Raw genomic sequence first — 13682 nt, 5'->3', positions numbered from 1 at the left:
ACAAGCAGCCAGGCAATGAGCAATGTTAAGGTCGCGGTAATGGCGATAAGCATATTGATGAACATTTATGCGCCTCCCATTCCGGCAAAGCCCATAAAAATGAGCGAAAGAATACCACCCAACATCAAGGTCATGGCTGCACCTTGAGCGATTCCCGGCACATCAGCCAGTTCCAGTTTTTCCCGTAAGCCTGCCATCAGTATGATGGCGATAATAAAACCACCGCCCGCGCCGAAGCTATAGGCTATCGACTGGGGAAAATTATACTCACGGTAAGTCTGAAACAGTGCCAATCCCAAAATTGCACAATTAGTGGTAATCAGTGGCAGGAAGATACCCAGCGCGCGAAACAAGGTTGGGCTGAATTTTTTCATGCTCATTTCAACCAGTTGCACCGCTGAGGCAATCACTGCGATATAGGCAATCAGGCGCAGAAATTCGATATCAAATGTTACCAGCAGTATGTTGATGAAATAAGCGCAAATGGAACTGATCAACATCACCAGGGTGGTGGCTACCCCCATGGAGAATGCCGTATTGAGCTTTCCAGAAACCCCCAGGAAAGGACAAATACCCAAAAATGATGCCAGCACAAAGTTATTAATAATGAGTGCATTAAGGAAAATAAAACCAAGTGATTCAGTGGGCACGAGTAAGTTCCTCCATCTTGGTTTTGCGCTGCTTCAGCAGTGCAAAGATCAATAACCAACTGCCTAAAACAAAAAATCCACCCGGGGGTAAAATCATCACCACCCAAGGTTCAAAGTCAGCGCCAAAGAGTGGGAAGCCAAGCAAAGTACCCGCCCCCAGAATCTCACGCACAGTACCCAGACACAGCAGGGCAATGGTAAATCCTGCGCCCATGCCCAGTGCGCTGACCACTGATTTGGTTACATTGTTGCGGGAAGCATAAGATTCCGCACGCCCTAAAATCATGCAGTTGACCACGATGAGCTGAATAAAGGCACCGAGCGCGTTGTAGAGTTCCAGACTGATGGCCTGAATTAAATAATCAACTATGGTGACAAAGGTGGCGATGATGATGATATAAGTTGCAATACGCACCTGTTTGGGGATACCGCGACGCAGCAGAGAAACCAAGGCACTCGAACCCAGTAACACAAAGGTGGTGGCAATACCCATCGCCAGCGCGTTAATCGTGGAATTTGTCACCGCCAGCACCGGGCACATGCCGAGTAACATCACAAATACCGGATTCTCTTCCCATATACCTTTGAGGAAAGTATCCATAGTGACGGGCGTTTCTTTAATACGTGGACGTGAACTCATTTTGTTTCATCCTCCATACTCATCTGTTTTATGGTGGTCAATTGATTAACCATCCTGGGAAGCAGGTATTGAGCGGAATCATTCAGCGCCTTGCCGACTGCCCTTGATGAAACGGTTGCGCCAGAGATGGCATCAATTTGCCAGGGTTGGGTTTTTTCTCCGTGTTTAACCGTTATAATGGCATTTTCAAGCGCACTTTGTTCTCCATTAAGCTTAGCTTCCAGGGCTTTGAAGTTGGCAATAAAATCCAGGTCTTTAAATATTTTATCACCCAATCCCGGTGTTTCCGCGCTCTTGAGAATTTTGATCCCGGTAATGCACTCACAGGCCGGATTATAACCATAGAGCAGGCGAATGCTATCAGCATAGCCCTGCGCCACCGCTTCACTGGCAATACCCGCCAGTGCGCCTGCCTGATTAAAACCGGCGTAGATAGAAATACCCTCTGTGGTTTCACTTGCTACAAGCAGTTTGCCGTCACTGAGCCGATATTCCTGCCAGTCCACTGCTTCAGGAATCACTTGATAGATTGCCTGCTCTACGGCAATACGCTGATTTTCAGCAATTAAAGGCCGCGTTAACTCAAATGTCAAAACCACCAACAGACCTGAAATCATTGCAATCAATGTCAGGGTTTTGATCATCTTGGCACTATTTTGAGTATTACTGTTCTGAGCTGGGGTAACTGTACTCATGCGCTATTCCCCTTTTTTTGCTTATCACCATAAACCCTGGGTTGCGTCACCGATTCAATGAGTGGCGTAAGCGCATTACCCAGCAAGATGGCATACATCACGCCCTCTGGAAGTCCACCAAAGGTACGAATAATCACGGTAAAAAATCCGATAAGCAAGCCATAAATCAAAACCCCCAATGGCGTGACGGGGCTGCCCACCATATCGCTTGCCATGAAGATTGCGCCCAGCATCAAACCACCGGAAAAGAGAACAAATAGCGGGTCGGGATAAGCTTCACTGTCGAATAAAAACAGCAGCAGGGCGGTGATAAATGCGCCTGCCAAGACCGTAGCCGGAATGCGCCAATTCATCATTTTCCGCAACACCAGATAGCCGCCGCAAAGAAGAATCAGCAATGCTGAAGTTTCACCACTGGAACCTGTCACCATACCGGTTAACAAGTCCATGCTATCGGTCGCGATGCCATCAAATTTCCAGGCAGCTAAGGGCGTTGCACCAGAAAAAGCATCAACAGCATTACCTGCGCTGGCATTGATTTTCTCTATCCAGGGCGTGAGATCAGCGGGACGCATTAAAGGCATGGTCAATGTTGACGGAATAAATTCCACAAAGCGTCCCGGCGCAAAGGCGGGACTCCAGGTGGTAATCGCTACCGGAAATGCTGCCTGCACAAAGGCACGACCAATGAGCGCGGGATTAAACAAGTTAAAGCCGATACCGCCAAACAGGGTCTTACCCAGTGCGATAGCAATAAACCCTGCCACCGCCCCCATCCATAAGGGAAATCCGGGGGGCAGCGTGAGTGCCAGCAATAAGCCGGTAATCGCGGCACTGCTATCAAAAATGGTATTCTCACGACCACTCAGTTTTGCAAACAGTGACTCAGTTAATAGTGTTGCAGTGACCACAGTAACGATTAATGCCAGTGCGCTAATGCCAAATTGGAATACGGCAAAGGCAACCAGTGGCATTAAGGCGTAGGTGACATTGCGCATAATCTGCGCCACAGTCGGGCTACTATGAATATGCGGGGAGGTACGAATCTCAACAAGAGGCTGATTCATTAGCTAGAGCGCTCCCGGTTAACGGATTTAGCAATACGAAAATATTGCACCAGTGGAATGTTGGAGGGACAAACATAACTGCAACTGCCACATTCAAAACAGTCATTAAGATGATATTGACTGGCCATGACCTCATATTCACGTTTTGCCGCTAGGCGTCCCAGTTGTGATGGGTTGAGGTTAACCGGGCAGGCTTCAAGGCAATGTGAACAGTGGATGCAGGGATAGATTTTTTGCTGCTCACTGTTACTCTCGGTCGGTTCCAGAACCAGAATCCCGGATACCGGTTTGGTGATAGGAACATCCAGTGATGCAGCGGTATTGCCCATCATCGGCCCGCCTAACACCAAGCGACTGGCATCGCCAAAATAACCGGCATGTTCCAGCGCAAAACGCAGCGGCGTCCCGAGAGGCACCATATAGTTGCCCGGTTTGGCAACGCCGGGACCGGCAATCGTCACCACGCGCTCAATGAGTCCCTGACGTTCTGGAATAAGCTCTCCCAACTGCGCCAGTGTTGCCACATTATTGACCACGACTCCCACTTGAAAGGGCAGTCCACCCGAGGGCACTTCGCGGCCTAAAAGCGCGGTAATCAATAACTTTTCCGAGCCTTGAGGATATTTGGTTTTGACCACGCCAACGCTGATGGGGTCGCTTTTATCCAGACGTTCCCGGATTGCAGCCACCGCGTCCATCTTGTTATCTTCAATACCGATAATGGCTTTTTTTGCACCACAAATTTTCAGCGCGATGCGAATACCCAGCAGCAATGAATCGGTCATTTCCAGCATTAGCCGGTGATCGGTGGTGAGGTAGGGTTCACACTCACAACCATTGATCACCAGCGTATCGATTTGATGATCTTCCGGCACCTGCATTTTTACATGACTGGGAAAACCCGCACCGCCCAGCCCGACCATGCCGGTATTCTGGATCTCATGAATCAAGTCTTCAGCATTGGCGTTTTGCCAATCATATTCGCTGCCATACATCACCTTCTGACTGGCAGAAGGGTGAGTCTTGATGATAATGGCTTCCGTTTTCGGCCCCTTGGCAGTGGGCGTGAGTTCCACCCCCACCACCACGCCAGTGACTGGCGCATGCATGGGGACGGACATAAAACCATCCGCCTCGGCAATAGGCTCACCACGTACCACTTCCTGACCTTTGTGCACCAATGGCTTGGAGGGCGCACCAAAGTGCTGTGACAGTGGCACCGTAATGAGATCTGAAAACGGCATACGCCGTATTGGCAATTGATGCGTCTGTCCTTTGCTGGTTGGCGGATGAATGCCGTGAGCAAAGGTTTTGGTAAACAATGATTGAAATAATCCCATCATTAAATCCCTGGCTAATCTGAGTTCGGTGGAGGCTGGCTCAGCATTAAAAATACTGAAAACCACCCCACCTCACGCTAAATTATTGATTACTGGAACTTTTCAGCACGTTTAATGAGCTTATCGAGATTCGCCTCATTGGGATTAAACGGCGTACCTGGATGAATCACCTCAGCGGTACATTTTTCTGCCGCCTTGACAATATCCACAAAGGGACCTGCTTTAGGATCAACCACAATAGCCAGCTTATCATCGTTATAAGCAAAGATATTAGGATTCAGATCCATACATTCATCACATGCGGTACATTCCGGGGTTTCAATCCAGACCGGTTCATAATCTTCCGGTGTTGCTGCTGATGTTGCTGCACCAACTCCTGCGCCTGCGCCGGAGTTACTGAGCAGAGCACTCATATCCGCTGTGCCGCTGCCGCCTCCCATTGCCAGTAATGAACTGGTAATTTTCTGCGCCATATCAATTTTGGCATCATTAGCAATCTGCTCAACATCAACCACCTGATCAACACCGACCAGAGATTTGAGTTGCCGCCAGAAATCACGCCGCTCGATAGTTGAGTTGACGATTTCGGCACTCACCAGTACGCGCATCAGGCGATTTTTAGCATCCACCGCCCAGATATACGGGAAGAGTTCTTCTTTGTCAGTGTCATCATCCAGGTCGATAAATTCAGCCAATGGCATCATATTATCATTCCAGGTTTCAGGCGGTGCTTTACGAAATTGCTTACGAAAACGGCCTTCAGTCAGTGCAAAATCGGCAAAGGTCAGCGGCAGTTCCATACTTGCGGCTTTGCCTTCTTCATCCTGGTATTCCAGCTTATAAGTAGGCCAGTCGGTTTTCATTGAAGGATTGCCACTGAGTGATGAGCATTCCTCAAAAGTGGTTCCCAGATCAGGATTATAGGTAAACAGCGGATAAGCGCGTGACTCAACAGCCATTTTGCTCTGTCGGGTGGTGGCTTCATCACCCACACCATGCTCTGGCTGACAGACTGCGTAAACATTAAAGACCGCAGGACGACGACTGTTAAGTCCATCAATATAGGACTCGATCAGATGGGTCACGCTGGAAGGCGAACCTTGCAATACATAAGAAGTACGATGCGCCATGGCAATGACACTCATTTCCTTACGAATCTCTTTTTTACCCTTCACAATTTTACCGTAAGGTGCCATATCAGCAACCTGGGCAACATAGGTGGAGGTACAAGCCTGACCACCAGTGTTGGAGTAAACCTGAGTATCAAGGATCAGCACTTTAACCGGCAGACCGGACATCATCATGCGTGACAGATTCTGGAAGCCGATGTCATACATCGCGCCATCACCCCCGACTGAAACCACTGGCGGACAGAGTTTAAACTCTTCGTCGCTGAACTGCTCCCAGTTAAAGTAGGTGAAGAAGCTATCATGCTCTTCAGGTTTATACTGACCTTTAATTTCCAGCTCAGCCTGGCGTATCGCCTTAAAGCCTTCAGCCATTTTCACCATATGCCCTTCAAACAGCCCCATCGCCATGGAAGGGGAGTCCTGGAACAGGTTACTGGCCCAGGGGAAAGGATAAGGCGCATAAGGGAAAGTCGCGCCCCATACCGAAGTACAACCGGTGGCGTTAACAATCCCCATGCTGGAGCGACCCTTATTGGTGACGCCAGTGGTGTACTGCCATTTAAGATGTTTGAGTTTCTCCAGCAATTGAGTTACCCAACGCAACCATTCACTGTCGATAGGCTGCGCTTCTCCCTTACCGTCAAGTCCCATGGAAAGACGCGAAAGCGTGAGATCAATATCATTGTGCTCATCAATGACGGCATTGATATTTTCGGTATTACCGAGATCCATGGTATCAGCCAGCTTGGTGCGGATGTGTTTTTCAAGCTGTTGAATCAATCCTTCAAGGTGTGCCAGGTGTTTTTTCACCCGTGCCTGCATCAGCGCAGTCACCGTACCGGTGAAAATATGAATAATGGTTTTTTCGCCACAGCCGTTACACGCGCCATCACCACAAACCATAGAGCCATAGTTTGTCTTATCGAGCAACAGGGTTTCCAGAGCGCCAATTTTTTCATCCAGATCATCAATACGAATATAATCCGGTGAGGTGGTTGGCAATTCCAGCCAATAGGCCCAGTCTTTGCGCAATCTATCTACGCTGTCTTTGGTTTGAGGTACTGCGCGCAGGGCGTCATCATCACACACATCAACGCATTCCATACAGCCTTTACAGGTGTAAGGGTTAATGGTGATGGAAAAGAGACCGCCACTGCCTTTTGCACGTTTTTCTTTATTGCTATAAAACGGTTTGGTTGCGGCAAACTTAAAGCCATCCATTGCCGCTTCAAACTGATCAAATTCCGTTGAGAGCCGGTTTTTCTCCTGCTCACCCAAATCAGCTTCAACCAGGGTTTCGTTAATGGCATCGAGTAACAGTTGATTAACATTGCACTCGTCACCCTGTGCTTCGACAGCAGTACGTAACTTTTTCTCTACCGTGCGCACGGCGCGGCGCAGGTGTCGGGTCGGCATACCCTGGCCTTCGATACGTCGAATGGTGGTGTCAAACACTTCACCAATGGTATTAACCAGTCCGGGAATGGCGCTGTCCGGGCAGGCGGTATAACAGTTACCGCAGGCGGTACAATTCTCTGCAACCCAGTCAGGATAGTCAAAGCGGATCTGGGTCATGTCGCGGAAAATACCAGTCGAAGCAGGAATCAGGCTCAGGCCGATAAAGGGATCGACCAGATTGTCGCTACCCTGTCCACTGGTGTAGAAGTTACCAGTCTGCTCCCAGAAACGATGAATGTCCGATATGCGGTTATCCGATTTCGGTATTTGCTTGAGCATAATCGGCAGGTGTGATTCTTTGCGCAGCATCTGCTGCGAAACCTGAACCACCTCTTTTTCGGTGATCTCATGAATCTCATCAAAACCGCGTCGTACTACGCGCAGGTTATCAGCAACAATACGCTCGCCTTTGCCCCCGAATTTTGCACGAATCTGATCTTCAATTGCGAGGAATAATGTTTTTTCATTAAGTCCGGCTGTTTCCATCACTGGCGATGCGGCAAAGAAAGCGCCCTGGAAGGCAATCCCCTGCATACGCAGTTGCAATTCAGGATTGGAAGCTTCCTCACGGGCAACCTTGAAGGCATCAATATAGAAAACCTGGATCTCATTATCAATAATAAAGCGCTGCATGGTGACCGGGAAGGAGCGCCAGACGGCATCACTGCCTTCCAGGCTGCTCTGAATGATCAGCACGCCACCTTTTTTCAGGCCACTAACCGGATTGGAGTGTTCAAAGGAATTAGGATCGGGCGACAGCACTACGTCAACATAGTGGTACTCAGCATTAATGCGGATAGGTTCCGGCGCGGCTGAGAGATAATAAGTCGTGGGCTGGCCTTTTTTCTCTGAGCCATATTTCGGGTTGGCTTTGATATCAAAATCCAGCAACTCAAACAAGGTCATTGCCAGATTTTTACCCGTAGTGATAGCACCCCAGCCACCGACTGAGTGCATCCGCACGGTAACGGCGTCTTTAGGCATCAGATTGGGGTTTTCACTGCCTTTGAGTGCCAGATCTTTGATTTTGGGATAGGCTTCCAGCAGTTCTTGTTGATACAGTTCCTGCTTGGGACTGGCGGAGTCATCACGTACAAATTCGACGGATAAATAAAAGAAATTACGTTTGCTGCCACCAGGCAACATGTTTTCAATCGCGGCAATAATCCCTTCCGGTTGCAAATCCCGGCTGCCCAGGCCATAAGCGCCAGAGAAGAGACGTGGCGTTTCATCCATCGTCTTATAAGCCGTATACTCGGGATAAGGCAGATCCGTGCCGCCAACAATGCCGTTCTCGATACATTTGGAAATCGTTGCGCGCACTTCACGCATCAGTGGCAGATCTTCTGCCAAGGGTTGATCGGTACGTTCCAGCACCACAACGCCTTTTTTCCCTTTCAGCGCCTTACCTAAAAGATCGCCAGGGAATGGGCGGAACATGGTGACATCAATCACGCCCACTTTAATACTGCGGGTTTTACGCAAGTAATCAGCCACTGCCTGCGCGGTGATTAACATGCTGCCAAAACCCAGCACAACATAGTCGGCATCTTCCGTGCGATACTGACTGATGCGGTTATAACGGCGTCCGGTGAGCTGATAGAATTCTTCCATCGCCTGCTCGGTAATCGCCGGGATGTGGTCAAAAAAGTAAGGACGCTGCGCGGCAACTGCCTGCATATAAGCATCCTGGTTTTGCACGCTGCCGGAAGTCATCGGATTATCAACATCCCAAATCGCTGGAATGCGGCGACGCTTATCACCGTACAGCATTTTCTGGGAAGGGGTCGGGGTGTCGATGATGTCATCGGGGCGGCCCAGATACTCTTCAATTAAGCCACGTTCCGGCACCATAATTGATTCGATAAGGTGGGTGGTTAAAAAACCATCCTGTGCCACGATACCGGGAATCAGTGAAAGCTCGGATATTTTATGGGCAATGATATTAAGATCAGCCGCGCCCTGAGCGCCGTTAGCCATCACCTGAAAAAAGCCAGTATCATCAACGCAGTGATAATCATCATGTGCGCAATGAACATTCAAACTGGCCTTAGTAATGGCGCGGCAGCCGATGTTGAGTACATAAGGCAGGTGTTTTCCCGAGGCTGCATAAAGTGATTCATGCATAAAGGCGACACCTTGCGCCGATGAAAAGTTGGTGGAGCGCAGGCCGGTCATGGTAAGGCCGGCAGTGACCGCCGCTGCGGCGTGCTCACTTTCCGGTTCGACAAAAATAAGGGGGCGACCTGAGACATTCACATGCCCCTTGGCAGCCTCTTCTGCCCAATATTCACCCATCTGGGTTGAGGGCGTGATGGGATAAGCGCCAGCAGCATCAGATGATTCACGCTCACACATGATGACGGCGGTGTTGCCGTCCATTGCCTGGCGTACCCCAGGATACTTAAATGTCGATACCTTTTTGTTCATAAGCCTTCACTCTCTCCAGATACTAGATATATTGTTCGGTTCTAGTTTAATTAAACTCAACTATCCACGGGGTAGCGGTTCACGACGAATCACTTTTTTAGCGCCAACGCCCTTAACCGGGCCATTTACCTCATCAAGCCATACAATCGCACCCGTAGGGCAACGCTCAATGGCGACCCTGGAGGAGAGATCATTTTTGTCATAATCGACAACAGCGAGATTATTTTTAATCGTAATCAACCCCTCCGGGGCATCTGCGGCGCAGCGCCCACAGGCGTTGCAGGTTACATCACAGTCAGCTTCAGCCTCATCCGCATTATCCAGACTCTTACAGGCCACCCATAGGCGGCGGCTGACTGGTTCCAATGAAAACAGCGATTTGGGACAAACCTCAACGCAGTCACCACAAGCAGTACACTTGTCAACATCAACGATGGGCAGGCCAAATTTATTCAGGTGAATCGCATCAAAATCACAGCTAACTTCACAATCCCCCAGACCCAAACAGGCCCAGGTACAGCCTTTACCGCCACCGGACACCAATGCCGCTGCGCGACAGGTTTTGAGTCCTTCATAACTAGCGCGGGTATAAGCAACATGAGAGCCGCCTGCACAGGCGAGACGCGCCACTTGCTTTTCTATGTTGCCGACATCGACCCCCAGAAAATCAGCAATGGCAATATTCATTTCACTGGAATTAACCGTACACTGACCGGGCGTGACGCTGCCGTCAATCAGCTTCTCGGCAAAGGGACGGCACCCCGGCGTACCACAAGCCCCGCAATTAGAATGTGGCAGCATTTCATCCACCTCATCTATTCTGGGGTCTTCAAAAACAAAAAGGCGACGATTAGCATAAGCCAATACAATCGCCAATAAGAGTCCCAGCCCGCCCATGAAGGAGGCTGCGATGAGCATCGATTCAAAACTTGACATTTTGCAAATATCCTCCGGCTTTATTTTATTATTAAAATAATCAATTAATTTCTAGTTGAGTATTAGGATATACTGGGTTTTATTATTGTCAAAGTTAATTCTTTCAATACTAATTATTAATTTTTATTAATTAAATAGTAAGTATTGAATCTTATCATAATTGAGACATATAACATAAACCACCTCTACCAGATAGATGAAATACTTTTAATTGAGGTGCCGGACAATAGCGTATCCAATAATTCTGGAGATAATGATGGGATCACCGATCTACTATAAGCATAACCGGCTCAAGCAGTTGCGTGCCTTCTGTTACGCCGCCCGTACAGGGAGTGTTTCGCAGGCGGCTGAAGCACTATTTTTAAGTCAACCCTCCGTGACCTTGCAGATACAGGCACTGGAACGGGATATACAGGTCAAATTATTTGAACGACGAGGGCCAAAGATTAGCCTGACGCCAGAAGGAGAAGCACTCTATCAATTATCTGATCCTCTGGTGGAAGGCATTGATAAACTGCCTGAAACTTTTGCCGCACAATTTGGTTCTTTGGAAAGTGGCGAGCTTAATATTGCTGCCGGGGAATCAACCATTCTCTATATTCTGCCAGAGTGTATTACCAAATTTGCTAAAACTTACCCTCAGGTTCAGATTAAGCTACACAATGTCACCGGGCGTGATGGCATGACGATGTTACGTGCTGATGAGGCTGACTTTGCCGTAGGCTCAATGCTCGAAGTGCCTGAAGACATTATCTATCACCCCAGCATGAGCTTTGATCCCTGCCTGATTACCCCGCTTGATCATCCGCTTGCTAATAGAAAGAGCGTGACGCTTAAAGAAATCAGTCCCTATGGATTGATTTTGCCGCCGCGTCATCTCAGTACATGGCGCATGGTTGATCTGGTCTTTACCCAGAATAATGCAACCTATGAGGTTGCCCTTGAAGCGGGTGGCTGGGAGATTGTTAAAAAATATGTTGAAATTGGCCTGGGTGTCTCTATTGTCACCGATATTTGCCTGACTGACTGTGATAAGGTTTCCAGAATTCCATTGAATGAATACTTTCCAAAACGCAGCTATGGCATTGTGCTGCGAAAAGGCAAGTTTCTGTCACCCCAGGCAAAAAGCTTTATTGAGATGATGGATCCTGAGTTTAGCCATGAAAATGGCAATTAAGCAGCGCCATTAGTATGGACTTTAAAAATAGGATGCACATCAAAAATACTGTTCCTGCTCATCACTGACAGACCAGCGAATTTGCTCAGCCGTAGATGTTCCCACCCCGTCAACGGCTGCCAGTTGTTCACGGCTTGCAGTCAATATGGACTCAGGTAACTCGCAAGAAATAACACCCCTATTTCGCTGCGAGTTACCTAATGCCTCAGGCGCATATGCGCAGGTCTTAAACCTGCCAGCCACAGTAGCGTAAAATAACAAACCACACCTGCACCTATCCAGCCAAACAAATGCCAGATACGCCAGCCCAGAGGCTGGATTAACCAATCAGAAAACGAACCAACGCCCCACCACAACAAAGCAGACATGCCAAGACTGGCAAATACTAGTTGGCTAAAGAATCGTATCCAGCCCGATTCTGGAATAAATAATTTTTGCTCTGATAATGCGCGATATAATAAAGCGGCATTTAACAAGGCTGAAAGCGCAGTTGCCAGGGCCAAGCCGATGTGTGCCAGAGACCAGATCAACATAAAATTTAGGGTAATATTGACCAGCATAGCTATCACGGCAATCCGCATTGGGGTTTTGGTATCCTGACGGGAAAAAAAGCCGGAAGCCAGAATTTTAATCAACACAAAACCCAGCAAACCTACGCTATAAGCAATTAAGCTATAACTGGACATGGTGACATCTTCCGCCCGGAAAGCCCCGTGATAAAACAGGGTGGTCAATATCGGCCCGGATAACAGCATCAACCCCAGCATACTCGGCAGACCAATCAGAAACACCCAGCGCAGTCCCCAATTCAAAGAATGCTGATAAGCCACTTCAGATTTTTTCGCAGATAATTGCGACAAGCGCGGCAATAACACGGTTGCCAGCGCAACCCCAAACACGCCAACGGGAAATTCCAGCATCCGATCAGAATAATACAGCCAGGTAATACTGCCCGTCACCAAAAATGAAGCCATCAGCGTGTCAATTAATAAACTGATTTGAGTGACAGAAACGGCAAAAATAGCAGGCAGCATTAAGCGCAGAACTTTACGCACCCCGGAATGCAAGGGCCATTGCCAAGCAAATTTAGGTAATAAACCTAAACGATATAAAAACGGTATCTGAAATAATAATTGCACCACACCGGCAACAAAAACACCCCAGGCCAGCGCCAATACCGGACGTTCAAACCAGGCAGTAAACCATAGTGCTGCTGCAATCATACATAAATTCAGCAATACCGGGGTCACTGCGGGTACCGCAAAACGCCCATAAGTATTGAGTATGCCACCAGCAAATGCAGTTAAGGAAATAAACAACATATAAGGCAGGGTGATGCGCAACAGATCAGTTGCCAGTGCGTATTTTTCCGGCATCTGCGCAAAACCAGGCGCAAAAATTAAAACCAACAGAGGGGCGGCGAATATGCCCAATACGGTTAATAAGGTCAGAATACCAGCCAGCGCACCACTCACATGATCAATCAGGTGTTTGACATAATGCTGTTCCCGGGTTTCTTTGTATTCGCCAAGTACCGGCACAAAGGCCTGGGAAAACGCACCTTCTGCGAATAAACGGCGCATAAAATTTGGAATTTTGAAGGCAACCAGGAAAGCATCCGTGGCAGTGCTGGCACCAAAAACCTGGGCAATCACCATATCACGCACAAAACCCAGAATACGGGACAAAAACGTAAAACCGCTAACCGTTCCCAGGGCGCGAAACAGATTTTTATTCATACATCCTATACAAATAGTAGAGACGTAGCATTGCTAGGTCTAATCAACAGAAGCCACGCCTAATCAACAGATGTTACGCAGCAGTGCTGCGTCTCTACGGTGGTATAAATCACCGCGTAAGGGCTGTTTTTCGCCATAAGCTGCAATATACAAACATGAAGGCGGGATATGATAAACCGAAACCAGATAACTTTTCACACTTTGTGCGCACTGCCGGGAAGGTTGCAAATTATAATTACGGGTATCTGTAAATTCAAAGGCATGAATAAATTTAAAATTCTGATTCCCACTCGTAACCATTCAGACTCCGATTATTCTTTGCTGCGGAAAATACAGAAAATAACTTAAAGTTAACCCATTCTGTGTATTTCAGTGAATTCTGCGGCAAAATCTACAATGGGGGCTGAACAGTTATGCTGA

General features: G+C 48.2%; 11 protein-coding genes. 1 reads left to right on the top strand and 10 read right to left on the bottom strand.

Features of this window, described 5'->3' with window-relative positions; genetic code table 11:
* Positions 1 to 65 precede the first annotated feature (65 nt).
* From QUF61_RS00610 to QUF61_RS00580, 7 genes are all read right to left on the bottom strand, one after another.
* Positions 66 to 650 (bottom strand): electron transport complex protein RnfA, encoded by a 585-nt coding sequence (locus QUF61_RS00610; RefSeq protein ID WP_103921391.1) that lies wholly within the window; start codon positions 648 to 650, stop codon positions 66 to 68.
* Positions 640 to 1290, bottom strand: a complete 651-nt coding sequence (gene rsxE / locus QUF61_RS00605) for an electron transport complex subunit RsxE (RefSeq protein ID WP_289679950.1) — start codon at positions 1288 to 1290, stop codon at positions 640 to 642. Before rsxE ends, QUF61_RS00610 begins: the two co-directional genes overlap by 11 nt.
* On the bottom strand, positions 1287 to 1985 hold the full coding sequence (locus QUF61_RS00600; protein WP_103921393.1) for an RnfABCDGE type electron transport complex subunit G: 699 nt from the start codon (positions 1983 to 1985) through the stop codon (positions 1287 to 1289). Before QUF61_RS00600 ends, rsxE begins: the two co-directional genes overlap by 4 nt.
* On the bottom strand, positions 1982 to 3052 hold the full coding sequence (locus QUF61_RS00595; RefSeq protein WP_103921394.1) for an RnfABCDGE type electron transport complex subunit D: 1071 nt from the start codon (positions 3050 to 3052) through the stop codon (positions 1982 to 1984). Before QUF61_RS00595 ends, QUF61_RS00600 begins: the two co-directional genes overlap by 4 nt.
* The gene (gene rsxC / locus QUF61_RS00590) at positions 3052 to 4395 is read right to left on the bottom strand and encodes an electron transport complex subunit RsxC (protein ID WP_286019486.1); all 1344 of its coding nucleotides are present in this window, start codon (positions 4393 to 4395) and stop codon (positions 3052 to 3054) included. The genes QUF61_RS00595 and rsxC overlap by 1 nt, the downstream gene beginning before the upstream one ends.
* Before the next feature lie 86 nt (positions 4396 to 4481).
* Positions 4482 to 9410, bottom strand: a complete 4929-nt coding sequence (locus QUF61_RS00585; RefSeq protein WP_289679948.1) for a 2-oxoacid:acceptor oxidoreductase family protein — start codon at positions 9408 to 9410, stop codon at positions 4482 to 4484.
* 60 nt (positions 9411 to 9470) lie between these two features.
* Positions 9471 to 10346 (bottom strand): RnfABCDGE type electron transport complex subunit B, encoded by an 876-nt coding sequence (locus QUF61_RS00580; RefSeq protein WP_286019487.1) that lies wholly within the window; start codon positions 10344 to 10346, stop codon positions 9471 to 9473.
* 253 nt (positions 10347 to 10599) lie between these two features.
* On the opposite strand from QUF61_RS00580, the gene QUF61_RS00575 reads away from it, so the two are divergent.
* Positions 10600 to 11523, top strand: coding sequence for a LysR family transcriptional regulator (locus tag QUF61_RS00575; RefSeq protein WP_286019488.1), 924 nt, complete (start codon positions 10600 to 10602; stop codon positions 11521 to 11523).
* A 39-nt stretch (positions 11524 to 11562) separates the two neighbouring features.
* On the opposite strand, the gene QUF61_RS00570 is transcribed toward QUF61_RS00575, so the two are convergent.
* The 3 genes from QUF61_RS00570 to QUF61_RS00560 all read right to left on the bottom strand — a co-directional run bounded on the left by QUF61_RS00570 (position 11563) and on the right by QUF61_RS00560 (position 13562).
* Positions 11563 to 11667, bottom strand: coding sequence for a hypothetical protein (locus QUF61_RS00570; RefSeq protein WP_289679945.1), 105 nt, complete (start codon positions 11665 to 11667; stop codon positions 11563 to 11565).
* Between the two features lie 53 nt (positions 11668 to 11720).
* Complete coding sequence (murJ, locus tag QUF61_RS00565) at positions 11721 to 13262, bottom strand: murein biosynthesis integral membrane protein MurJ (RefSeq protein WP_289679943.1); 1542 nt, start codon at positions 13260 to 13262, stop codon at positions 11721 to 11723.
* A 63-nt stretch (positions 13263 to 13325) separates the two neighbouring features.
* The gene (locus QUF61_RS00560; protein WP_103921400.1) at positions 13326 to 13562 is read right to left on the bottom strand and encodes an OmpA family protein; all 237 of its coding nucleotides are present in this window, start codon (positions 13560 to 13562) and stop codon (positions 13326 to 13328) included.
* Positions 13563 to 13682: the final 120 nt, after the last annotated feature.

The organism is Candidatus Venteria ishoeyi, assembly GCF_030378065.1.
In the GTDB taxonomy this organism is placed as follows: domain Bacteria; phylum Pseudomonadota; class Gammaproteobacteria; order Beggiatoales; family Beggiatoaceae; genus Venteria; species Venteria ishoeyi.
This window is presented reverse-complemented; position numbering and strand designations above follow the sequence as displayed.